The organism is Serratia fonticola, assembly GCF_001006005.1.
In the GTDB taxonomy this organism is placed as follows: domain Bacteria; phylum Pseudomonadota; class Gammaproteobacteria; order Enterobacterales; family Enterobacteriaceae; genus Chania; species Chania fonticola.
Map to the genome: position 1 here is coordinate 2,091,989 of NZ_CP011254.1, position 21,523 is coordinate 2,113,511.

At 56.3% G+C, this 21,523-nt stretch carries 17 protein-coding genes and 4 tRNA genes; 16 read left to right on the forward strand and 5 right to left on the reverse strand.

Annotation, left to right across the window (positions count from 1 at the left end):
- The first annotated feature begins 1 nt into the window (after position 1).
- The 9 genes from wzxE (at position 2) to WN53_RS09285 (ending at position 6,844) form a co-directional block, all read left to right on the forward strand.
- Positions 2–1,252 carry a lipid III flippase WzxE gene (gene wzxE / locus WN53_RS09245; protein WP_024484179.1) on the forward strand — a complete coding sequence of 417 codons (1,251 nt, stop codon included), beginning with the start codon at positions 2–4 and terminating at the stop codon, positions 1,250–1,252.
- Positions 1,249–2,334 (forward strand): TDP-N-acetylfucosamine:lipid II N-acetylfucosaminyltransferase, encoded by a 1,086-nt coding sequence (locus WN53_RS09250; protein WP_024484178.1) that lies wholly within the window; start codon positions 1,249–1,251, stop codon positions 2,332–2,334. Before wzxE ends, WN53_RS09250 begins: the two co-directional genes overlap by 4 nt.
- Positions 2,331–3,698, forward strand: coding sequence for an ECA oligosaccharide polymerase (gene wzyE / locus WN53_RS09255; protein WP_024484177.1), 1,368 nt, complete (start codon positions 2,331–2,333; stop codon positions 3,696–3,698). The genes WN53_RS09250 and wzyE overlap by 4 nt, the downstream gene beginning before the upstream one ends.
- Positions 3,699–3,706: 8 nt before the next feature.
- A complete protein-coding gene (gene wecG / locus WN53_RS09260; RefSeq protein ID WP_024484176.1) occupies positions 3,707–4,447 on the forward strand; it encodes a lipopolysaccharide N-acetylmannosaminouronosyltransferase in 741 nt (246 codons plus the stop codon).
- Positions 4,448–4,795: 348 nt separating this feature from the next.
- A complete protein-coding gene (thrP, locus tag WN53_RS09265) occupies positions 4,796–6,199 on the forward strand; it encodes a bifunctional threonine/serine APC transporter ThrP (protein WP_024484175.1) in 1,404 nt (467 codons plus the stop codon).
- 135 nt (positions 6,200–6,334) lie between these two features.
- Positions 6,335–6,411 (forward strand) — tRNA-Arg (locus WN53_RS09270).
- A gap of 70 nt (positions 6,412–6,481) precedes the next feature.
- Positions 6,482–6,557 (forward strand) — tRNA-His (locus tag WN53_RS09275).
- Between the two features lie 47 nt (positions 6,558–6,604).
- Positions 6,605–6,691: transfer RNA gene (locus WN53_RS09280), tRNA-Leu, on the forward strand.
- A 76-nt stretch (positions 6,692–6,767) separates the two neighbouring features.
- Positions 6,768–6,844, forward strand: a tRNA-Pro gene (locus tag WN53_RS09285).
- A gap of 1,447 nt (positions 6,845–8,291) precedes the next feature.
- On the opposite strand, the gene hemY is transcribed toward WN53_RS09285, so the two are convergent.
- The 4 genes from hemY to hemC are packed head-to-tail and all read right to left on the reverse strand — an operon-like array spanning position 8,292 to position 12,314.
- Positions 8,292–9,485: a protoheme IX biogenesis protein HemY gene (gene hemY, locus WN53_RS09295; protein ID WP_024484173.1), complete on the reverse strand. Its 1,194-nt coding sequence runs from the start codon at positions 9,483–9,485 to the stop codon at positions 8,292–8,294.
- A 3-nt stretch (positions 9,486–9,488) separates the two neighbouring features.
- Positions 9,489–10,613 carry a uroporphyrinogen-III C-methyltransferase gene (hemX, locus tag WN53_RS09300; protein ID WP_024484172.1) on the reverse strand — a complete coding sequence of 375 codons (1,125 nt, stop codon included), beginning with the start codon at positions 10,611–10,613 and terminating at the stop codon, positions 9,489–9,491.
- Between the two features lie 22 nt (positions 10,614–10,635).
- Positions 10,636–11,376, reverse strand: a complete 741-nt coding sequence (hemD, locus tag WN53_RS09305) for a uroporphyrinogen-III synthase (protein WP_024484171.1) — start codon at positions 11,374–11,376, stop codon at positions 10,636–10,638.
- The gene (gene hemC, locus WN53_RS09310; protein WP_024484170.1) at positions 11,373–12,314 is read right to left on the reverse strand and encodes a hydroxymethylbilane synthase; all 942 of its coding nucleotides are present in this window, start codon (positions 12,312–12,314) and stop codon (positions 11,373–11,375) included. The genes hemD and hemC overlap by 4 nt, the downstream gene beginning before the upstream one ends.
- 314 nt (positions 12,315–12,628) lie before the next feature.
- Between hemC and WN53_RS09315 the strand changes: the two genes are divergently transcribed.
- A complete protein-coding gene (locus tag WN53_RS09315) occupies positions 12,629–15,187 on the forward strand; it encodes a class I adenylate cyclase (protein WP_024484169.1) in 2,559 nt (852 codons plus the stop codon).
- Between the two features lie 38 nt (positions 15,188–15,225).
- Here the strand turns inward: WN53_RS09315 and cyaY are convergent, their stop codons facing one another.
- The gene (gene cyaY, locus WN53_RS09320; RefSeq protein WP_024484168.1) at positions 15,226–15,546 is read right to left on the reverse strand and encodes an iron donor protein CyaY; all 321 of its coding nucleotides are present in this window, start codon (positions 15,544–15,546) and stop codon (positions 15,226–15,228) included.
- 78 nt (positions 15,547–15,624) lie between these two features.
- On the opposite strand from cyaY, the gene lptM reads away from it, so the two are divergent.
- The 6 genes from lptM (at position 15,625) to uvrD (ending at position 21,278) form a co-directional block, all read left to right on the forward strand.
- Positions 15,625–15,819 carry an LPS translocon maturation chaperone LptM gene (gene lptM / locus WN53_RS09325; RefSeq protein ID WP_284122743.1) on the forward strand — a complete coding sequence of 65 codons (195 nt, stop codon included), beginning with the start codon at positions 15,625–15,627 and terminating at the stop codon, positions 15,817–15,819.
- A gap of 69 nt (positions 15,820–15,888) precedes the next feature.
- The gene (dapF, locus tag WN53_RS09330) at positions 15,889–16,713 is read left to right on the forward strand and encodes a diaminopimelate epimerase (RefSeq protein WP_021181537.1); all 825 of its coding nucleotides are present in this window, start codon (positions 15,889–15,891) and stop codon (positions 16,711–16,713) included.
- Entirely contained in the window at positions 16,710–17,414 is a 705-nt protein-coding gene (locus WN53_RS09335) for a DUF484 domain-containing protein (RefSeq protein WP_024484166.1), read from the forward strand. The genes dapF and WN53_RS09335 overlap by 4 nt, the downstream gene beginning before the upstream one ends.
- Entirely contained in the window at positions 17,411–18,322 is a 912-nt protein-coding gene (gene xerC / locus WN53_RS09340; RefSeq protein WP_021181535.1) for a tyrosine recombinase XerC, read from the forward strand. Before WN53_RS09335 ends, xerC begins: the two co-directional genes overlap by 4 nt.
- Positions 18,322–19,038: a 5-amino-6-(5-phospho-D-ribitylamino)uracil phosphatase YigB gene (gene yigB / locus WN53_RS09345; protein WP_024484165.1), complete on the forward strand. Its 717-nt coding sequence runs from the start codon at positions 18,322–18,324 to the stop codon at positions 19,036–19,038. Before xerC ends, yigB begins: the two co-directional genes overlap by 1 nt.
- A 77-nt stretch (positions 19,039–19,115) precedes the next feature.
- The gene (gene uvrD / locus WN53_RS09350) at positions 19,116–21,278 is read left to right on the forward strand and encodes a DNA helicase II (RefSeq protein WP_024484164.1); all 2,163 of its coding nucleotides are present in this window, start codon (positions 19,116–19,118) and stop codon (positions 21,276–21,278) included.
- Positions 21,279–21,523: the final 245 nt, after the last annotated feature.

The following is a 21,523-nucleotide window of genomic DNA, read 5'->3' on the forward strand; positions in this document are numbered from 1 at the left end:
TATGTCTCTGGCAAAAGCATCGATTTGGACCGCGGGCTCCACGCTGATCAAGATCGGCGTGGGGTTGCTGGTGGTAAAAATGCTGGCGGTGGCCTTCGGCCCCAGCGGGGTCGGGCAGGCGGGTAACTTCCGCCAGTTGATCACCGTGTTGGGCGTGCTGTCGGGTGCCGGGATTTTTAACGGTATCACCAAGTATGTAGCGGAGTACCATCAGGATCCGCAGCGGTTGCGGATGGCGGTGGGTACCGCGTCCAGCATCGTGCTGGGTTTCTCAACCCTGCTGGCGCTGGTGTTCCTGTTTGCTGCCGAGCCGATCAGCCGTGGGTTGTTCGGCCATAGCGACTATGTGAACGTGGTGCGTGCTGTGGCGTTTATCCAGATGGGGATTGCCTACGCCAACCTGTTCCTGGCGATCCTCAAAGGTTATCGCGATGCGATGGGTAACGCGCTGGCGGTGATCGCCGGTAGCCTGATCGGCGTGGTAGCCTTTACGCTATGCTTTAAGCTGGGCGGCTATGAAGGCGCGTTGGCCGGGCTGGCTCTGGTTCCTGCCCTGGTGGTGCTGCCTGCCGGTTTCATGCTGTGGCGGCGCAAGGCGATGCCGCTGCGCTATTTGGCGTTGGCCTGGGACAAGGCGCTAGCCAGCCATCTCGGTAAGTTTACCCTGATGGCGCTGATCACCTCCGTGACCTTGCCTGTCGCCTATGTAATGATGCGTAACCTGCTGGCGGAGCATTACGGCTGGGACGAAGTGGGGATCTGGCAAGGGGTGAGCAGTATCTCTGATGCCTACCTGCAGTTTATTACCGCTTCTTTCACCGTTTATCTGCTGCCAACGCTGTCGCGCCTGCAAGAGAAAAGCGCCATTTCGCGGGAGATCGTGCGCTCGCTGAAGTTTGTGCTGCCTGCGGTCGCCGCTGCCAGCTTTACCGTCTGGCTGCTGCGTGACTTCGCCATCTGGCTGCTGTTCTCTGAGAAGTTCGTTGCCATGCGCGATCTGTTTGCCTGGCAACTGGTGGGGGACGTGCTGAAAGTCGGGGCCTACGTCTTCGGTTACCTGGTGATCGCCAAGGCGTCGCTCCGTTTTTATATTCTGACAGAGGTCAGCCAGTTTGCCTTGCTGACGCTGTTCTCGCACTGGCTGATCCCGCTGCATGGCGCATTAGGGGCGGCACAGGCCTATATGGCAACCTACATCGTGTATTTTGCGCTCTGTAGCTGCGTATTTATTCTTTATCGTAGACGAGTATGACCATACTAATCCACGTACTGGGATCTGATATCCCGCATCATAATCAGACGGTGCTGCGCTTCTTTAATGACGTGCTGGCCGAACGCCTGCCCGCAGAACAAGTGTGTCACTTCATGGTGGCAGCCAAAGACGTGGCCGCGTTGGGCCACTTTCCCAAACTGACCATCGAGGCTTTCCCCGGCAAAAAGAGCCTCGCAGAGGCAGTGATTGCCCGTGCCAAGGCCAACCGTGACACCCGCCTGTTCCTGCATGGCCAGTTTAACGCGGCGCTGTGGCTGGCCTTGCTGAGCGGCAAGATCAAGCCGCGCCAGGTGAGCTGGCATATCTGGGGGGCCGATCTGTATGAAAACGCCACCAGTTGGAAATATCGCCTGTTCTACGTGCTGCGCCGCATTGCCCAAGGGCGGGTTGGCCACGTATTTGCCACCCGAGGCGACCTGATCCACTACCAGCAGCGGCACGCACGCGTTCCGGCCTCGCTGCTGTATTTCCCTACGCGGATGGATCCTGCCTTGACGGGTATCGAAGTCGAAAAGAACCTGGCTGGGCCGATGACCATCCTGGTAGGCAACTCTGGCGATACCACCAACCGCCATATTGAGGCGTTGCAGGCGATCCATCAGCAATTTGGTGACAAGGTGCGGGTGATTTTGCCGATGGGCTATCCAGCCAATAACGACGCCTATATTGCCCAGGTGCGCGCGGCTGGCCTGAAGTTGTTCTCCGAGCAGAACCTGCAACTGCTGACACAGCAGGTGGCGTTTGACGATTATCTCAATATCCTGCGTGAGTGCGATCTCGGCTACTTCATTTTCGACCGCCAGCAGGGGATCGGTACGCTGTGCCTGTTGATTCAGTTTGGCGTACCTTTTGTCCTCAGCCGCAAGAACCCGTTCTGGCAGGACCTGGCAGAACAGCATCTGCCGGTGCTGTTCTATGGCGACTCGCTGGATGAAGCCGTGGTGCGCGAATCACAGCGCCAACTGGCAACGCTGGATAAACAGTCCATCGCCTTTTTCAATCCGAACTATGTGGATGGCTGGCAGCAGGCATTGGCGTTGGCGGCGGGAGAAAATCCATGACGCTGGCACAGTTTGGCGGGCTGTTTGTCGTCTATCTGATCGGGGCGCTGTTTGTGCTGACCCTGACCTATCAGGAGTTTCGGCGTGTCCGCTTCAACTTTAACGTCTTCTTTTCCTTGCTCTATCTGCTGACGTTTTACTTTGGCTTCCCGCTGACCTGCCTGCTGGTGTTCCAGTTTGACGTAGCCGTGGTGCCGGTTGAGTTCCTGCTGTATGCCATTCTTTCTGCCACCGCCTTCTACGCGATTTACTACGTCAGCTACAAGACGCGGTTGCGTAAGCGTAGCAGCCAGCCGCATAAGCCAGTGTTCACCATGAACCGGGTAGAGACGCATATCACCTGGATATTGCTGGCGCTGGTGGCGATCGGCACCGTGGGCATCTTCTTTATGCAGAACGGCTTCCTGCTGTTCAAGCTCAACTCCTACAGCCAAATCTTCTCCAGCGATGTGTCAGGGGTGGCGCTCAAGCGCTTCTTCTACTTCTTCATCCCGGCGATGCTGGTGGTCTATTTCCTGAAGCAGGATTTGCGTGCCTGGTTCTTCTTCCTGGCGGCCACTGTTGCGTTCGGCATTCTGACCTACGTGATCGTGGGCGGTACCCGTGCCAACATCATCATCGCGTTCGCTCTATTCCTGTTTATCGGCATTGTGCGCGGTTGGATCTCGCTGTGGATGCTGGTGGCCGCCGGGGTGTTCGGCATTGTCGGCATGTTCTGGCTGGCGCTGAAGCGCTATAGCCTGGATGTCAGCGGCCCGGAAGCGTTCTACACTTTCCTGTATCTGACCCGTGATACCTTCTCGCCGTGGGAGAACCTGGGGCTGCTGCTGCAAAATTACGACAAGATCGATTTCCAGGGGCTGGCCCCGATCGTGCGTGATTTCTATGTCTTTATCCCTGCCTGGTTGTGGCCGGGGCGGCCGGATCTGGTGCTGAATACCGCCAACTACTTTACCTGGGAAGTGCTGGACAACCATTCCGGGCTGGCGATTTCCCCAACGCTGATTGGTTCGCTGGTGGTGATGGGCGGGGTGCTGTTTATCCCGCTGGGCGCCATTGTGGTGGGCCTGATCATCAAGTGGTTCGACTGGCTGTATGAGCTGGGCAAAAGCGAACAGAACCGCTTTAAGGCGGCGATTTTGCAAGGGTTCTGCTTTGGTGCGGTGTTTAATATCATCGTGCTGGCGCGTGAGGGGGTAGATTCTTTTGTCTCACGCGTGGTGTTCTTCTGCATCATTTTTGGTGCCTGCCTGGTATTGGCAAAATTACTGTACTGGCTGTTTGATGCTGCCGGGCTTATCAAGACTCGAATTATGCGCAAGCGCGCGTTGGCTCCCGTAGCCAACTCCCTTGTGCCAAGGTAATAGTGACAATGGAAGCAAACATTTCGGTTCCCAAGTATGAGCTGCGCGGTTTCAGCCTGTGGGGCTTTCGCAACATGGCGCAGTGTATGGATTTTCTGTTCGACGGTGGCAGGGTCAAGCAAGGCACCCTGGTGGCGATGAACGCCGAGAAAATCCTCAATGCGGAAACCGATCCGGCGCTGCATGCCCTGTTGGATGAGGCTGAGTATAAATATGCCGATGGCATCAGCATGGTGCGCTCCATCCGCCGCAAGTATCCTGGCGCGGAAGTGTCGCGCGTGGCCGGGGCCGATCTGTGGGAAGCCATGATGCAGCGCGCGGGTCAGGAAGGCACGCCGGTGTTTCTGGTTGGCGGTAAGCCTTCGGTGCTGGCAGAGACCGAGCAGAAGCTGCGTAGTCAGTGGAGTGTGAATCTGGTAGGCAGCCAGGATGGCTACTTCAAGCCGGAACAGCGGGATGCCTTGTTTGAACGCATTCGTGCCAGCGGCGCGGCTATCGTGACCGTGGCAATGGGATCGCCCAAGCAGGAAATCCTGATGCGGGATTGCCGCAAGGTGCATCCACAGGCGCTGTATATGGGGGTTGGCGGCACCTATGACGTGTTTACCGGCCATGTGAAGCGCGCGCCCAAGGTGTGGCAGAATCTGGGCCTGGAGTGGCTCTACCGCCTGCTCAGCCAGCCGAGCCGTATACGCCGCCAGCTTCGGCTACTCAAGTTCGTCGGTTATTACTATACCGGCAAGATGTGATCCTTCGGCTGGAGCAGCCCCTCCGTTGCTCCAGCGTCTGTCTTGCGCAAATAATCTCCCTATCGGCCATAACGTGGTCAAAGCTATAACCTCGGTTAATCATTCCCTCGTCACTTATTCCATAAGGTTTTAATTTGCGGTTTGCTTATGGCGGCAAAATGCGAAACCATAGCGCCCGAAAATTTCCCCAGGCCGCAGCGGCACTTCTCCGCAATTAAATGGTGCGGATGACTGCTTAAGTTCCGTTTTGCCCGGTGGGGGATGAATGACACTCAACTTGTCTAAAACAATAATGACCGGCACCGATCGGCAGGCAAACAACATCATAAAAAATATGACTGAGGATTTATGGCAAGCAAAGAAAAGCCACCGGGTTTACATCGCGGGTTAGAAGCGCGACATATAGAGCTGATCGCCCTGGGTGGCACGATCGGCGTAGGTCTGTTTATGGGATCGGCCAGTACGTTGAAATGGGCAGGGCCTTCGGTGCTGCTGGCCTATATCATCGCTGGCCTGTTTGTATTCTTCATCATGCGTTCGATGGGGGAGATGCTGTTCCTGGAGCCGGTGGCGGGCTCTTTCGCCGTCTATGCGCACAAATACATGAACCCCTTTTTCGGCTATCTCACCGCCTGGGGCTACTGGTTTATGTGGCTCGCCGTGGGAATATCGGAAATCACGGCTATCGGCGTCTATGTGCAGTTCTGGTTCCCAGAGATACCGCAGTGGCTGCCTGCGTTAATTGCGGTCGCCATGGTCGCGTTAGCCAACCTGGCGGCGGTGCGCCTGTACGGTGAGCTGGAGTTCTGGTTTGCCATGATTAAGGTCACCACCATTATCGTGATGATCCTGGTGGGCTTGGGGGTGATCTTCTTCGGCTTCGGTAACGGCGGGCAGCCGACGGGCTTTGCCAACCTGACGGCTCACGGCGGCTTCTTTGCCGGTGGCTGGAAAGGCTTCCTGTTTGCCTTGTGTATCGTAGTGGCTTCTTACCAAGGGGTTGAACTGGTCGGCATTACCGCCGGGGAAGCCAAAAACCCGCAGGTAACGCTCAAACGTGCGATCAACAACATCCTGTGGCGCATCCTGATTTTCTATGTCGGTGCCATCTTCGTGATTGTCACCATCTTCCCTTGGAACGGTATCGGCACCGCAGGCAGTCCGTTTGTGCTGACCTTTGCCAAGATTGGTATTGTCGCCGCCGCAGGTATCATCAACTTTGTGGTGTTGACCGCCGCGCTCTCCGGCTGCAACAGCGGCATGTATAGTGGCGGCCGCATGCTGTATGCCTTGGCCAAGAACCGCCAACTGCCTGCGGCATTGACCAGGCTTTCTGCCAGCGGCGTACCGGTCAACTGTATTGCCATTACCATTATCTGCCTGTTGGTGGGATCGGCGCTGAACTACGTTATTCCCAATCCTCAGCAGGTGTTCGTCTATGTCTATAGCGCCAGCGTGCTGCCGGGCATGATGCCGTGGTTTGTGGTGCTGATCAGCCAGATCTACTTCCGCCGTGCCCATAAAGAAGCGATGAAGACTCACAGCTTCAAGTCATTTATGTTCCCTTACATGAACTACCTGACCATCGCTTTCCTGATTTGTGTGCTGGTTGGCATGGGGATCAATCCGGATACGCGGATTTCGTTGGTGGTGGGGATGATTTTCCTGGCTGCGGTGAGCCTGTGCTACTTTGTATTCGGTATGCACAAAGTCCATCATCAGCCTGAAAAGCGGACAGAAAGTCAGCGCTAAGCTTAAGAAAAGGGCCTTGTCGGGCCCTTTCTGCTGCAAGAGTGAGCAAAGGGTCAGCGAACTCAACATTTCTTAGAAAAAGCACTAGACAGGATGGGCATAAAACCGTAGTATCCCCACCCGCAACGGCGCTACGCGCCCGTAGCTCAGCTGGATAGAGCGCTGCCCTCCGGAGGCAGAGGTCTCAGGTTCGAATCCTGTCGGGCGCGCCATTAATTTTGTGCGCAGGAGCTGCGGTGGTATGATTACCGCGTGAAGTAAGCAGTAGATAAAGTAGTTATGGTGGCTATAGCTCAGTTGGTAGAGCCCTGGATTGTGATTCCAGTTGTCGTGGGTTCGAGCCCCATTAGCCACCCCACTTTACCTAGGGTAAAGTAAAAGAATTGAAAGCTGTTTTGTGACAGTGCGAAGGTGGCGGAATTGGTAGACGCGCTAGCTTCAGGTGTTAGTGTTCTTACGGACGTGAGGGTTCAAGTCCCTCTCTTCGCACCACACACAAAATGTCTGATAAATTTAATATTTACATAGACATAGGCTGGAAAGTTCGGTAGTATCAGCAACAAGAAATCGGCGAGTAGCGCAGCTTGGTAGCGCAACTGGTTTGGGACCAGTGGGTCGGAGGTTCGAATCCTCTCTCGCCGACCAATTTCAAGAAAGCCCGCTTTTAAAGCGGGCTTTTTTACGTCTATTATAGGGGCGCTGCATGCCGCGCCCGTTCAGCAACCCGTTCAGCAATGAGCGGGTTTTTTGCTTTTTATACTGGCGGAAAGGGTGGGCGTTCGATACCTGAGATATCGTGCTGGCCCCTCACCCTAACCCTCTCCCACAGGGAGAGGGGACCGATCGAGCTCGTTGATTTCTCTGCGTATTACCCGGACTTTCTTCTTATCACTTTCCGAAGCGGTACGATCGAGTTCGTTGAATACCTTGCCTTTCTCCTTCTTACATTACTTTCCGAAGCCGCACGATCGAGTTCGTTGAATACCTTGCCTTTCTCCTTCTTACATCACTTTCCGAAGCCGCACGAGCTAATCAAGGGCTCAGGGCAGCCCCCTCGCCCTTTGGGAGAGGGTTGGGGTGAGGGGAAGCAGACAACTTTAGAGCTGGCCTTACAAGGGAATGATCAGAAGGAAGCAGAGATAAGCGCTGGAAAAATGGTAGGGTGCAAAATGGAGGATAAACAATGCAACGACTTCTGGAGCATATCGGCATCATGCCGTTCTTGCCCCAGATAACAGTCGTTTTATTTCAGGCAGGCGTTACGTCGGCAATCAGAGATTGATGGTGCCGAATGAGAAGTCTACGTTGTTGAAAGCGGTGATGATTTTGTTGATCAGTTTCATAGTGGCAGTCCCCAGAGAGTGATTAATAGTGTGATTCACGTCACACAAACAGGCTACACCTGGCCGGCAAAGCGATCAAGTATTTTGTGATGCATCTCACAAAAATATTAAACCGACGTTTTATTTTGCCGTGAGTCGTTTTATCGAGCGGCTTTATCTTGGCAAACCCTACGAAATTTCAACCTGTCTCCTTTTGTCCTTTATGGGCATGCCTGTTGTCGTCAGTTTGAGACATTTAACCTAATGATTTTAATCAATAAAAAAGACTTCTCATTAACCCGTCGTTTTAAGGCGACAGGATCCGTAGAGGGGCAAATAGCAGCGAACAGGCGGGAAAAATCAGAGGGGTTAATGAAGATAATTTTAAATCGTTTAAATTCAATATGATGATTTTATTTTTTGCTTGTTGGCACTCAGTAGTCAAAAGTTGGCACGCCAAGTGCAATATCTCTATCGTAGATGCTCATTCCACTTCTTATGTTCGCCTTAGGCCTCATAAACCCAGGAATGATGCAGAGCCGATTTTAGGGTGCCTATTGCCCACCTGAACGATGAAAGGGTTGCTTGCAACGGCTTCATCACACTCCGGGCAAAACGTTGAGTGAGGCACCACCCCAGTTGTCCTAGACCTGATTGCTTCTTTTATACACTTGTCTCGCGGCAAGTGTTTTTTTTTGCCCCAAGGAAAGTTTCAGGCAAAAAAAGGGCCCAGCACGGCATGCTGAGCCCTGACAAGCCAACCGGGGAGGTTACTCGCCGTTTTGCTTGAGCGTTAACATCAGCCCTTCACGGCGCATCTGTGTGGCTTCGTCGCTGCGGTGCAGCTTATCCAACGCATCTGCCAACCAGGCGTAGTCGTAGGCATCTGGCCGCTGTTGCAGTGCTGCATGGAACGCATCACTGGCTTGCTGCCATTCACCGTGCTTCATCAGTAACTGACCCAGCGTGCTGTTAAGCAACGGCGTCGCGCCATGCTGCTTGATCTGTTGGCGTAACGCTTTTTCCAACTGTTCCGGGTTGCCAGACTTGATACGTGGGATCAACAACACCAACCGTTCGTCGTATTGGCGCTTCAGACCGTCGAGCACAATGCTTTGTGCCAGTTCATGGTCATTACACTCAATAAGATGTTCCACCATCGCTACCTGTAGCGGGATTTCGTGGCGGATTTTACGGCTCTGATCTTTCCACCAGCGCTTCAACCCTTCACTGCCTTCATCGGCCATGGCCTGGTTCATCAGGCCGATATAGGCCTGCTGCTGTAAAGCCTGTAGCTCTTCTTCGCTGTGCAGGTTGATTTTGCTCATCGAAGGCAGAATTTCCAGCAGTGAGGCATAAGCTCCGGTGCGCAGATAGGCCTGCTCCGCCAGCCGCAGCACTTCCGGGTGACGCGGTGCCTGGTTCAGCAAGCTATCGACGCCGTGCCGTGCCGCATGGGCTTCACCCTGAGCCAACTGAATACGCACGCGGGTAATGTCTACCGGCAACTGATCGGTATCGGCAGCCTCTGCGGCACGCTCCAGATACTGATTGGTGCGGAAGCCATCGCCACGTTGTTGCGCAGCTTCCGCCGCCAGCAGGTAGTTCACCACCGGTTGCTCGGCATGATCGGCATTGCGGGTCAGCAGTTTCTCTACCTGCTTGTAATCCCCTTCCGCCAGTTTGATCAGCGCCGCTTTGGTTTGCTTACGGGCGCGGCTGCGTTTGCGGCCAAGGAACCAGCCACGGGTGCGCGCGCCAGTGCGGAAGACGCGGCGCAGGATCCATTCGATGACAAACAGCGCCAGGAACAGCAACACCGCCATAATCACCAGACCGGTGACGCTGGTTTCGACGTTGTAATTGTCGGTCTGGATCAGCACATAGCCTTGGTGCCCGGCCAGCATCGGCCCCAGCACCAGGCTGGCAATCAGCACCAGAAACAGGAATAACACGCGTAACATGGCTTATCCCTCCTGGTGAGTGGCAGGGGCCTGGGCCAACAGATTACGCACCCGGGTCTGCATCAGTTTTTCCAGCATCGGCTGGCTTTTCAGCAGGCCCGGTACGTCCATGGAGATCGATTGCTGGCTCAGGTTGTCCAACTCTTCCAGGAACGCCTTGGTAGCCGGATCGGTGGTATCGAAGTAGGCGCGTACCCAGGTCGAAACCGTTTCCAGCGACTGTTTATACACTTCATTCTGATGACGAGGGATCGCCTGTGCGGCAACCAGCAGGCGCGAACGGATATTCTCACGCAGGTAGACATCCTGATTCGGCGCCAGCAGCGGTTCGGCACTGCTATCGCGACGGCGGATGGTAATAAAGTCCGCCATAAAGTTGTGCCAGCTCTTGGTCAGGTTTTGACGCCATTCGCTCAACGAACTGGATAGCTCGCCGTCGTCTTCATCCATTGGTCGTTCGTCACGGTTGTTATCCGCCAGACGCAGGTCGTCGACCTGATTGGACAGCTGGTTGACCTTCAGGATGATGCCGTCAAAATCTATCTGCGCCACGGCGGAGAGGGTGCCGACATCTTCGGTGATGGCGCGGCGAATATCGATCAGGCTCGGATCGTTCATTTCTGCCAGGCTGGCGTCGGCGCTTTTCAGCAGCGCAGCCGCGGTGGTGACATCCTGATCGCTCCACAGTTTGCGGCCTGCCATTTTCACCAGGAAGTCCGCCTGTGCCAGCAGCCAGGTTTTGGCATCGCTGCCGGAAATGGTGGCAACCTTATCTTGCAGTTCATTGAGCTGACGCACCAGCGAGGTTTGCTCGCGATCGGTGGCCTCCAGCGTCTTACCCTGCTGTTGCAGCAAGCCTTCCAGCGCGCTCTTTTCCTGCTGCTGGCTCTGCTTAAGTTCTGCCAACTGTTGCTGCAAGGCCTGGTTGGCGGCGATCAAGGTCTGCGCCTGCTGGTGCGTGTGATAATAGCCGCCAGCACCCAGAGCGATGACCAGCACGATGGCAATCGCACCCAATACCGGGCCGGTGTTCTTACCTTTCCGGTGGTCAGCGGCTGGCTGCTGGGGGCTCTCAACCGCTGGGTTTGATTCTTCAACCGCGGCGGATGGAGTGTTTTGTTCCGTCATAGTGGCACATCCCATAGTCAGGTTATTGTAGCGCGCGGATCAGCGCGTCATTATCTGCGTTTTCAGCTACCCGAATCGTGCTCCAACCCAGCTCCTGGGCAAGGGTAGCAAGACGTTCACTGACGACTATCAGGCGGCAACGTAACAGCCACGAAGAGCGATAGTAATCAGGAACTAAAGTATAGAGCTGTTGTAACATTTCGCCGCTGGTCACTACCAGCGTATTGATACCGGCACGTTGCCAGTGGGCGCTTTGCTCACTGCCATCATAATGCACCGGGCTGCGTTGATAACATTCATAATAGCTTACCGCTGCCCCTCGCTCAGCCAGCGTCTCGCCTAGCAGCTCGCGGCCGCCGTTGCCCCGCATGATCAACGCCCGTTTACCGGAGAGCTGTTGCAACGCGGGCAGCAGCAAAAGCATTTCGCTGATTTCCCGTTCACGCGGATAGTCTACCGGCAGGCTGCTGATACGATGCATTGCCAGTGCGGTAGTGCGGCCAATAGCATAATAGGACAACTGGCCAGGCCATTGAAGCCCGGCACGATTGATGACCGAACTGGCATAGCTGACGGCGTGCTGCGACAGGGCAAACACCAGATCGCCCGCCTGCAACTCTGCCAGCCCCTGAGGTAAGCGGACAAGATCGTTACCGGGGGCGAAGTCGATCAGCGGCGCGTGAAAGGCAACCCGGCCAAGTGCGCGCAGGCGGCTCACCAGTTGCTCCCCGGCGGGAGAAGGGCGGGTTACCAGAATAGTCATGCAGGAGGATTTCCCTGATAAACGTCATGCAGGATCTCACGGGCACCGGCAGCCAACAGTTCTTCTGCCAGTTCTACACCCATTTGCTCAGCTTGTGCCGATGGGCCACGGCGTTCACCGCATACCATCTGGCTGCCGTCGGGGGCACCTACCAGCGCACGTAACCACAGTTCATCACCTACCAGTTCGGCATAGCTGCCGATGGGAACCTGGCAGCCCCCTTCCAGCCGGGTGTTCATCGCCCGTTCGGCGCGGACACGAATTTCGGTTTCGCGATGGTTGAGAGGGGCCAGCAAAGCGCGGGTGACGTCATCGTCAAGGCGGCATTCGATACCGACCGCGCCCTGGCCGACGGCGGGCAAGGATTCTTCGGCGCTCAGCGGGCAGCGGATACGCTGTTCCAGGCCCAGACGTTTTAACCCGGCCACGGCCAGAATAATGGCGTCGTAATCGCCGTTATCCAGCTTACCCAACCTTGTGCCGACGTTGCCTCGTAGATCGCGCACGATCAGATCCGGGCGACGGCGACGCAGCTGGCATTGACGGCGCAGGCTGGAGGTGCCGACCACGCTGCCTTGCGGCAGTTGATCGAGCGAGGCAAAGTGATTGGAGACGAAAGCGTCACGCGGGTCGTCACGTTCACAGATGGTGACCAGCCCCAAGCCTGCGGGGAAGTCGACGGGGACGTCTTTCATCGAGTGCACGGCAATGTCTGCCCGGCCTTCCAGCAGAGCCAGCTCAAGCTCTTTGACGAACAGGCCCTTACCGCCAACCTTGGCCAGCGGCGTATCCAGAATGATGTCGCCGCGCGTGACCATAGGCACCAGTTCCACCTGCAGGCCCGGATGGCTAGCCATCAGACGCTGCTGAACATAGTGTGCTTGCCATAGGGCAAGTGGGCTCTGACGGGTGGCAATTCGAATAATTTTGTCTAACATGCTGGTTACCGTTTTTATAATTCGCCGTCCATCCTACCACTGAGGATCAAAACTGTCAGTGCAAGAAGCCACAGGCGGAGAAAGGACAACGGAATCAAAGGGGCGTGAGGGGAAGTTGGCGGCAGTTCACACTGCGGGTAAATCATTTATAGAAGCGCTAGGATAAGTGTGTCGCTTTACCTCCTTTACGGTCAATCAGCAAGGTGTTAGATTGATCACGTTTCCAGCAATAAGTCGTCAAAAATTCTTCTAAACTAAAGACGCAGCGGGAATACGGGTTTTTTTCAAGCATCGGGATAATCAGGCGAGACGTCTTGTACCTCTACATCGAGACACTGAAACAAAGACTGGATGCGATCAACCAACTACGTGTCGATCGTGCCCTGGCGGCCATGAAGCCCGCGTTCCAACGGGTCTACAGTCTGCTGCCTACCTTATTGCACCACCATCATCCACTGATGCCGGGCTACCTCAACGGTAACGTTCCCCATGGCATCTGTATCTACACGCCTGATGAAACCCAACAAGCTTATCTCAATGATTTAGAAGATAAATGGGGCAGCCCGTTTGAAAAAATGGCCACGGGCGAACTGCCGATTACGGCGCTTTATTCCATGGGCAGCACCTCCTCGATCGGCCAGAGCTGCACCTCGGATCTGGATATCTGGGTTTGCCACCAATCCTGGTTAGACAACGAAGAACGCAGCCGCCTGCAGCAAAAATGCAGCCTGCTCGAGAAATGGGCGGCCTCGATGGGGGTGGAAGTCAGCTTCTTCCTGATCGACGAAAACCGCTTCCGCCATAATGAAAGCGGCAGCCTGGGCGGTGAAGACTGCGGCTCAACCCAACATATTCTGTTGCTTGATGAGTTCTACCGCACGGCCGTGCGCCTGGCAGGGAAACGTATCCTGTGGAACATGGTGCCGGGCGAAGAGGAAGCGCATTACGATGAATATGTGCTTTCGCTCTATTCCCAGGGGGTATTAACCCCAAATGAGTGGCTGGATCTCGGCGGATTGAGCACGCTCTCTGCCGAAGAGTACTTCGGTGCCAGCCTATGGCAGCTGTATAAGAGCATCGATTCGCCCTACAAGGCGGTGCTGAAAACGCTGCTGCTCGAAGCCTATTCATGGGAGTACCCGAAAACTCAGTTGCTGGCGATGGGGATCAAGCATCGTCTGCACCAGGGGGAGATCGTCTGCTTCGGCCTTGATGCCTATTGCATGATGCTGGAGCGCGTCACCCACTACCTGACTGAAATCAACGATACCACCCGCCTTGACCTGGTTCGCCGCTGCTTCTATCTGAAGGTCTGCGAGAAGCTGTCGCAGTCCAACAACGCCACTATCGGTTGGCGGCGGGAAATCCTCAGCCAACTGGTCAGCGAGTGGGGCTGGGACGAAGAGCGGTTGGAGATCCTCGATAACCGGGCTAACTGGAAGATCGAACGGGTGCGCGAAGCCCATAACGAACTGCTGGATGCGATGATGCAAAGTTATCGCAACCTGATCCGTTTTGCTCGCCGCAACAATCTCAGCGTCAGTGCCAGCCCGCAGGATATCGGGGTGTTGACCCGTAAACTGTACGCGGCCTTTGAGGCACTGCCGGGTAAGGTGACGCTGGTGAACCCGCAAATTTCACCAGACCTGTCAGAAAACGACCTGACCTTTATTCACGTGCCGATTGGCCGCGCCAACCGCACCGGCTGGTACCTGTATAACCAGGCACCGGAGATGAGCTCGATCGTCAGCCATCAACCGCTGGAATATAACCGCTATCTCAACAAGCTGGTGGCCTGGGCCTATTTCAATGGCCTGCTCACTTCACGCACCCGCTTGCATATCAAGAGCGGCAATATCTGCGATACCGCCAAGCTGCAGGAACTGGTTACCGACGTTTCGCACCATTTCCCGCTGCGCTTGGCCGCTCCGACGCCGAAAGCGCTCTACAGCCCGTGCGAAATCCGCCATCTGGCGATTATCGTCAACCTGGAAAACGACCCGACGGCGGCCTTCCGTAATCAGGTGGTGCATTTCGATTTCCGCAAGCTGGACGTATTCAGCTTTGGCCAGCAGCAACAATGCCTGGTTGGCAGTATCGATCTGCTGTATCGCAACTCATGGAACGAAGTGCGCACCTTGCATTTCAGCGGTGAGCAGTCGGTGCTTGAAGCGTTGAAGACCATTCTGGGCAAGATGCATCAGGATGCTGCACCGCCGGAATCGGTGGAGGTGTTCTGTTACAGCCAGCACCTGCGTGGCCTGATCCGTACCCGCATTCAACAGCTGGTTTCCGAGTGTATCGAGCTGCGTCTTTCCAGCACTCGCCTGGAGCCGGGCCGGTTTAAAGCGGTGCGTGTGGCCGGGCAAACCTGGGGCCTGTTCTTCGAACGCCTGAGCGTGTCGGTGCAGAAGCTGGAAAACGCCGTGGAGTTCTACGGGGCGATCTCCAACAACAAACTGCATGGCCTGTCGATCAAGGTGGAAACCGATCAGGTGCATTTGCCACCGGTGGTTGATGGTTTTGCCAGTGAGGGGATTATCCAGTTCTTCTTTGAAGACACTACGGATGATAAAGGCTTCAACATTTACATTCTGGATGAGTCGAACCGGGTTGAGGTGTATCACCATTGTGAAGGGAGCAAAGAGGAGTTGGTGCGCGATGTCAGCCGCTTCTATTCCTCCTCACACGATCGCTTTACCTACGGCTCCAGCTTTATCAACTTCAACCTGCCGCAGTTCTATCAGATTGTGCATATCGATGGCCGTACCCAGGTGATCCCATTCCGCAGCAATGCGCTGTCGAACCTGTGTATCACGGTCGCCGACGGCAATGCCGCACAGCCTCTGAAGCAACAGTTCCAGCTGCATTAATGCTTGAGGGCGCGGTAGCTTGCGCCCCTCTGCAAAACTCAGCTAAAGCTGACCGTCTCGCCGGACTGTGTGCTGGCCGCTTCGCTCAGCAACTCATAAAATTCCCGGCCGCTGCGATCGCACTGCCAGCTCTCGTCACGATAGGTAAAGTGATAGCCACCGGCCTTGGTGGCCAGCCACACCTGGTGCAACGGCTCCTGACGGTTGATCACAATCTTGCTGCCGTTTTCGAAGCTTAGCGTCATCACCCCGCCGTTGGTTTCGTAATCGATATCCGCATCACCGTCAAAATCGTCCAGGGTCTGTTCAATATTCAGCATCAGTTGGTCGGCCAACTGGTGAAACTCGCTATCGTTCATAATCGATTCCTATTGCTTTTCATGATCCACCTGCGATTATAGTGAGCTTGGACGCATGAATTACAGGCATTAATGCAAATGAAAAAACAACTACGCTATGCGCTGATGGCCGTTTTGCTGGTCGGGCTCTCTGGCTGTGGCCTGAAGGGCCCGCTGTATTTTCCACCGAAGGACAAACCGGCAGAGCAACCGGTAACCAGTGCTGGTACCGTTAGCAAGAACCAACAAGAACCCGCTGGCACTCAGCAGCAACCGTCGATGAGCAATCAGTAATGAGCCTTTATGGTGGTTGATGCCACCATAAATATCAGACGGTACGTCGTCCAGATAGCGGAGTATGATATGCAGTTCTCCAAAATGCACGGTTTAGGCAACGACTTTATGGTGGTCGATGCCGTTACACAGAACGTCTATTTTTCACCTGAGCTGATCCGCCGCCTGGCCGACCGGCATTTGGGCGTGGGTTTTGACCAGATGCTGGTGGTAGAACCGCCGTACGATCCCGAACTCGATTTCCATTACCGCATTTTCAATGCTGACGGTAGTGAAGTGGCCCAGTGCGGCAACGGCGCCCGCTGTTTTGCCCGCTTTGTGCGCTTGAAAGGCTTGACCAACAAACGTGATATCCGCGTCAGCACCCAGACCGGGCGCATGATCCTGAGCGTCACCGATGATGACCTGGTGTGCGTCAATATGGGTGAACCGAATTTCGATCCGCAGATCGTGCCGTTTCGCGCCACCAAAGCGGAAAAAACCTACATTATGCGCGCGGCGGAACATACGGTGCTGTGCGGTGTGGTCTCGATGGGTAACCCACACTGTGTGTTGCAGGTGGACGACGTGAAAACCGCCAAGGTGGAGCTGCTGGGTCCGGTACTGGAAGGGCACGATCGCTTCCCGGAACGCGCCAACATCGGCTTTATGCAGGTGGTGAGCCGTGAGCACATCAAACTGCGGGTTTATGAGCGCGGTGCCGGTGAAACGCAGGCCTGTGGCAGTGGTGCCTGCGCCGCCGTGGCGGTGGGCATTCAGCAAGAACTGCTGGCGGAAGAGGTGCATGTTGAACTGCCCGGCGGTAGCCTGCATATCCGCTGGAAAGGGCCAGGGGAGCCGTTATTTATGACCGGCCCGGCCACCCATGTTTATGACGGATTTATTCACTTATGAAGCAGGTTGACGATCGGATAGCCACGGGCGTTGAGCTTGATGATGACACGGTGATGCAATTTCTGATGCAGAATCCGGACTTCTTTATGCGCAATGCACGGCTGGTGGAACAGATGCGAGTGCCTCACCCGGTGCGGGGCACGGTATCGTTGGTGGAGTGGCATCTGGCGCGTCAGCGTAACCAAATCATCCAGTTGGAAGAAGAGATCACCTTGCTGATGGAGCAGGCCAGTGCCAACGAATCGCTGTTTGGCAGCCTGCTGCATCTACAGGCCGACCTGGCCACCGCCAGCAGCCTGCAGGATATGCTCAACCGCTTGCAGCGTTGGGCGCGCGGGTTTGGGCTGGCAGGGGCGAATATCCGCCTGTTTGCCGATCGCTGGAATATTGGCGCGCCGTCGGATTTCACCCATCTTGGCCTGACGCGCTCGGCGTTTGAGCCGCTGCGAATTCAACGCCTGGGCGATCGCTATCACTACCTCGGCAACCTTAATGGCCCCGAGCTGCTGCTGTTGCTGCCGCAGGCCAAACAGGTTGGCTCCGTGGCGCTGTCATTGCTGGGGGAGCAGGGCGATCTCGGCATGGTGATCTTCAGCAGCCGCGATACTCAACATTATCAACAGGGGATGGGCACCGTGATGCTCGGCCAATTGGCGCGTATGTTGCCAAAACTGTTGGAACGCTGGATAGAACGCGCATGACCGGCGTAGCGGCCAACCTGCAACCGCCGGTGGACGCTTTCCTGCGTTATTTAAAGGTGGAGCGGCAACTCAGCCCACTGACTCAGATCAGCTATTCGCGCCAGCTGCAGGCGTTGATCGCCATGGCAAGCGAGCTGGGCGTCAGCGAATGGCCGATGCTGGATGCCGCCAGAGTGCGTCAGCTGGCAGCCCGCAGTAAGCGCGCCGGGTTACAGTCTTCCAGCCTGGCGCTGCGCCTCTCTGCATTGCGCAGTTTTCTGGACTGGCTGGTCGGCCAGGGCGTGATAAGCGCTAACCCCGCCAAAGGCATTCGCACACCGCGTAGTGGCCGTCATTTGCCGAAGAATATCGACGTCGATGAAATGAACCAACTGCTGAACATCGATCTCAACGATCCGCTGGCGGTTCGCGATCGTGCGATGCTGGAAGTAATGTACGGGGCCGGGCTGCGTCTGGCTGAACTGGTGGGGCTGGATTGCCGCCATGTCGATCTGGGCGGCGGTGAGATCTGGGTGCTGGGGAAAGGCAGCAAAGAACGTAAATTGCCGATAGGCCGTACGGCGGTCACCTGGCTGGAACACTGGCTGGCGCTGCGCGATCTGTTTGCGCCGCAGGATGATGCCATGTTCCTCTCCAATCAAGGCAAGCGCATCTCGGCGCGCAACGTACAAAAACGTTTTGCCGAGTGGGGCGTCAAGCAGGGCGTCAACAGCCATATCCACCCGCACAAGCTGCGCCACTCCTTTGCCACCCATATGCTGGAATCGAGCGGCGATCTGCGCGCGGTGCAGGAGCTGCTGGGGCACGCCAACCTGACCACCACGCAAATTTATACCCACCTCGACTTTCAACATCTGGCGAACGTGTACGATGCCGCGCATCCACGCGCCAAACGAGGGAAATCCTGATGCATTTTTACCGTCCGTTACGCCCACTGGCCGCGCTGACTTTCGATCTGGACGATACGCTGTATGACAACCGTCCGGTGATCAAGCAGACCGAGCATGAGTCGGTGGCCTTTTTGCAGAACTACCATCCGGGATTGAGCCATTTTCAGTCGGCGGACTTCCACCGTTTGCGGCAGGAATTGCGTGAACAGGATCCGGAGATTTACCACGACGTTACCCAATGGCGCTGGCGGGCAGTCCACCTGGCGTTGAGCCGTCAGGGGCTGCGCGATGCTGAAGCGTCCATCGGTGCCGATGCCGCCATGCAGAACTTTGCCCTGTGGCGTAGCCGGATCGATGTGCCGGCAGCCACTCACGCTACCTTGCGGGCGCTGGGGCAACGTTATCCGCTGGTGGCGATCACCAATGGCAATGCCGATCCGGCCCAGTGCGGGTTGGAGCAATACTTCCAGTTTGTGCTGCGCTCCGGGCCAGATGGCCGCGCCAAGCCGTATCAGGATATGTATCAACTGGCGGTCGAAAGGTTGGGCGTGGCGCCAGAACAAATCCTGCACGTCGGGGATGACCTGACCACAGACGTTGCCGGGGCGCTGCGTTCGGGCCTGCAGGCCTGCTGGATCAACGACCGTCAGCGGAGCCTGATGCAGGTAGCTGACAGCCGCCTGCTACCTCATATTGAGATTTCGCAGTTGGCATCGCTGACAGCATTGTTATAATCCCAGCAGAACTCTGTATAAATTCCCAGTGGAAAGCGCGTGGAAGCGAGTTTTCCCTTTACCAATCAATGGTGCCTATGGACGTTTCCGACCTGCTCGACAGCATGAATGATAAACAACGTGAAGCCGTGGCTGCGCCACGCAGCAACCTGTTGGTGCTGGCCGGTGCAGGCAGCGGCAAGACCCGGGTGCTGGTGCATCGCATTGCCTGGCTACTGGCGGTAGAGAACTGCTCGCCGTACTCCATCATGGCGGTGACTTTCACCAACAAGGCGGCGGCAGAGATGCGCCACCGTATCGAACACCTGATTGGCACCAGCCAGGGCGGTATGTGGATCGGCACCTTCCACGGCTTGGCGCACCGCCTGCTGCGCGCTCATCATATGGACGCCAACCTGCCGCAGGACTTCCAGATCCTGGATAGTGAAGATCAACTGCGCCTGCTGAAACGCATCGTGCGGGCGCTGAACATTGACGAGAAGCAATGGCCGCCGCGCCAGGCGATGTGGTACATCAACGGCAAGAAAGATGATGGCCTACGCCCGCAGCATATCGAAAGCTATGGCAACCCGGTGGAAGCCACCTGGCTGCGGATCTATCAGGCTTATCAGGAGGCTTGCGATCGTGCAGGGCTGGTCGATTTTGCCGAATTGCTGTTGCGCGCCCATGAGCTGTGGCTGAACAAGCCGCATATCCTCAATCATTATCGTGAGCGCTTCACCAATATCCTGGTGGACGAATTCCAGGACACCAACCGCATCCAGTACGCCTGGATCCACATGCTGGCCGGGGGCAAGGCCAACGTGATGATCGTGGGGGATGATGACCAGTCGATCTACGGCTGGCGTGGTGCGCAGGTGGAAAACATCCAGCGTTTCCTGAAGGATTTCCCCGGTGCAGAAACGGTGCGTCTGGAGCAGAACTATCGCTCGACCAGCACCATCCTGAAGGCCGCCAACACCCTGATCGCCAATAACGACGGGCGCATGGGCAAAAACCTGTGGACCGAAGGGGCCGAAGGCGAGCCGATCTCGATTTACTGTGCGTTCAACGAGCTGGATGAAGCCCGCTTTGTGGTTAACCGCATCAAGGCCTGGCAGGACAACGGCGGCGCGCTGAACGACTGCGCCATCCTGTATCGCAGCAACGCCCAATCGCGCGTGCTGGAAGAGGCCTTGTTGCAAACTGCCATGCCATACCGCATTTACGGCGGCATGCGCTTCTTCGAACGCCAGGAGATCAAGGATGCTCTGGCCTATCTGCGACTGATCGCCAACCGTAACGATGATGCGGCCTTTGAGCGTGTCGTGAATACCCCAACGCGCGGCATTGGCGATCGCACCCTCGACGTAGTGCGCCAGGCGGCACGAGACCGTCAACTGACGCTGTGGCAGGCTACCCGTGCGCTGCTGCAAGATAAGGTGCTGGCGGGCCGTGCAGCGTCCTCCCTGCAGCGTTTTCTGGAGCTGGTGGACTCACTGGCCCACGAAACCGCCGAAATGCCGTTGCATGTGCAAACCGACCGGGTGATCCGCGATTCCGGGCTGTTTATCATGTATGAGCAGGAAAAGGGCGAGAAGGGCCAGGCGCGTATCGAAAACCTTGAGGAACTGGTCACGGCCACGCGCCAATACAGCTACCAGGATGAAGATCAGGATCTGATGCCGTTGCAGGCCTTCCTGTCCCATGCCGCGTTGGAAGCGGGGGAAGGGCAGGCAGATGCCTATCAGGACGCGGTGCAGCTGATGACCCTGCACTCGGCCAAAGGGTTGGAGTTCCGCCAGGTGTTTATCGTCGGTATGGAAGAGGGTATGTTCCCAAGCCAGATGTCGCTGGACGAAGGTGGCCGCCTGGAAGAGGAGCGCCGTCTGGCCTATGTTGGCCTGACCCGTGCAATGCAAAAATTGACGCTGACCTATGCGGAAACCCGCCGCCTGTATGGCAAAGAGGTGTATCACCGGCCATCACGCTTTATCGGTGAGATCCCGGAAGACTGTGTGGAAGAGGTGCGCCTGCGGGCCAGCGTCTCCCGCTCGGTAAGCCACCGCCGGATGGGGACGCCGATCAGTGAAAGCGACACTGGTTACAAGCTTGGGCAGCGCGTGCGCCATGCCAAGTTTGGCGAGGGCACCATCGTCAACCTGGAAGGCAGTGGGGAGCACAGCCGGTTGCAGATCGCGTTTCAGGGTGAAGGTATCAAGTGGCTGGTAGCAGCCTACGCCAAGCTGGAAACGGTATAACGGGGCTCTTACAGGTGAAAATAGCGTCGCTATCTCCCTCACCCTAACCCTTATGTCTTGATCTTCTCCGCCTTAGCGGAGAAGATCCCCGACTGATCATCGGGAGATAGCCGGTGAGCTCCCCCTAACCCTAGTGCCTATGAGCCCGTGGGAGAGATTGTGCCCCGGCTGTCTATTTCCCTGTCGCCTTCTAGACCGAACGGTATCCTGTGCCTATGAGCACCCACATATAAGGATGGTCCGGC

What these genes read in the sequence shown, in the direction of transcription:
- wzxE (WP_024484179.1), top strand. Translation starts at nt 2, where the DNA reads ATGTCTCTGGCAAAAGCATCGATTTGGACCGCGGGCTCCACGCTGATC.
- WN53_RS09250 (WP_024484178.1), top strand. Translation starts at nt 1,249, where the DNA reads ATGACCATACTAATCCACGTACTGGGATCTGATATCCCGCATCATAAT.
- wzyE (WP_024484177.1), top strand. Translation starts at nt 2,331, where the DNA reads ATGACGCTGGCACAGTTTGGCGGGCTGTTTGTCGTCTATCTGATCGGG.
- wecG (WP_024484176.1), top strand. Translation starts at nt 3,707, where the DNA reads ATGGAAGCAAACATTTCGGTTCCCAAGTATGAGCTGCGCGGTTTCAGC.
- thrP (WP_024484175.1), top strand. Translation starts at nt 4,796, where the DNA reads ATGGCAAGCAAAGAAAAGCCACCGGGTTTACATCGCGGGTTAGAAGCG.
- hemY (WP_024484173.1), bottom strand. Translation starts at nt 9,485, where the DNA reads ATGTTACGCGTGTTATTCCTGTTTCTGGTGCTGATTGCCAGCCTGGTG.
- hemX (WP_024484172.1), bottom strand. Translation starts at nt 10,613, where the DNA reads ATGACGGAACAAAACACTCCATCCGCCGCGGTTGAAGAATCAAACCCA.
- hemD (WP_024484171.1), bottom strand. Translation starts at nt 11,376, where the DNA reads ATGACTATTCTGGTAACCCGCCCTTCTCCCGCCGGGGAGCAACTGGTG.
- hemC (WP_024484170.1), bottom strand. Translation starts at nt 12,314, where the DNA reads ATGTTAGACAAAATTATTCGAATTGCCACCCGTCAGAGCCCACTTGCC.
- cyaY (WP_024484168.1), bottom strand. Translation starts at nt 15,546, where the DNA reads ATGAACGATAGCGAGTTTCACCAGTTGGCCGACCAACTGATGCTGAAT.
- lptM (WP_284122743.1), top strand. Translation starts at nt 15,625, where the DNA reads ATGAAAAAACAACTACGCTATGCGCTGATGGCCGTTTTGCTGGTCGGG.
- dapF (WP_021181537.1), top strand. Translation starts at nt 15,889, where the DNA reads ATGCAGTTCTCCAAAATGCACGGTTTAGGCAACGACTTTATGGTGGTC.
- WN53_RS09335 (WP_024484166.1), top strand. Translation starts at nt 16,710, where the DNA reads ATGAAGCAGGTTGACGATCGGATAGCCACGGGCGTTGAGCTTGATGAT.
- xerC (WP_021181535.1), top strand. Translation starts at nt 17,411, where the DNA reads ATGACCGGCGTAGCGGCCAACCTGCAACCGCCGGTGGACGCTTTCCTG.
- yigB (WP_024484165.1), top strand. Translation starts at nt 18,322, where the DNA reads ATGCATTTTTACCGTCCGTTACGCCCACTGGCCGCGCTGACTTTCGAT.
- uvrD (WP_024484164.1), top strand. Translation starts at nt 19,116, where the DNA reads ATGGACGTTTCCGACCTGCTCGACAGCATGAATGATAAACAACGTGAA.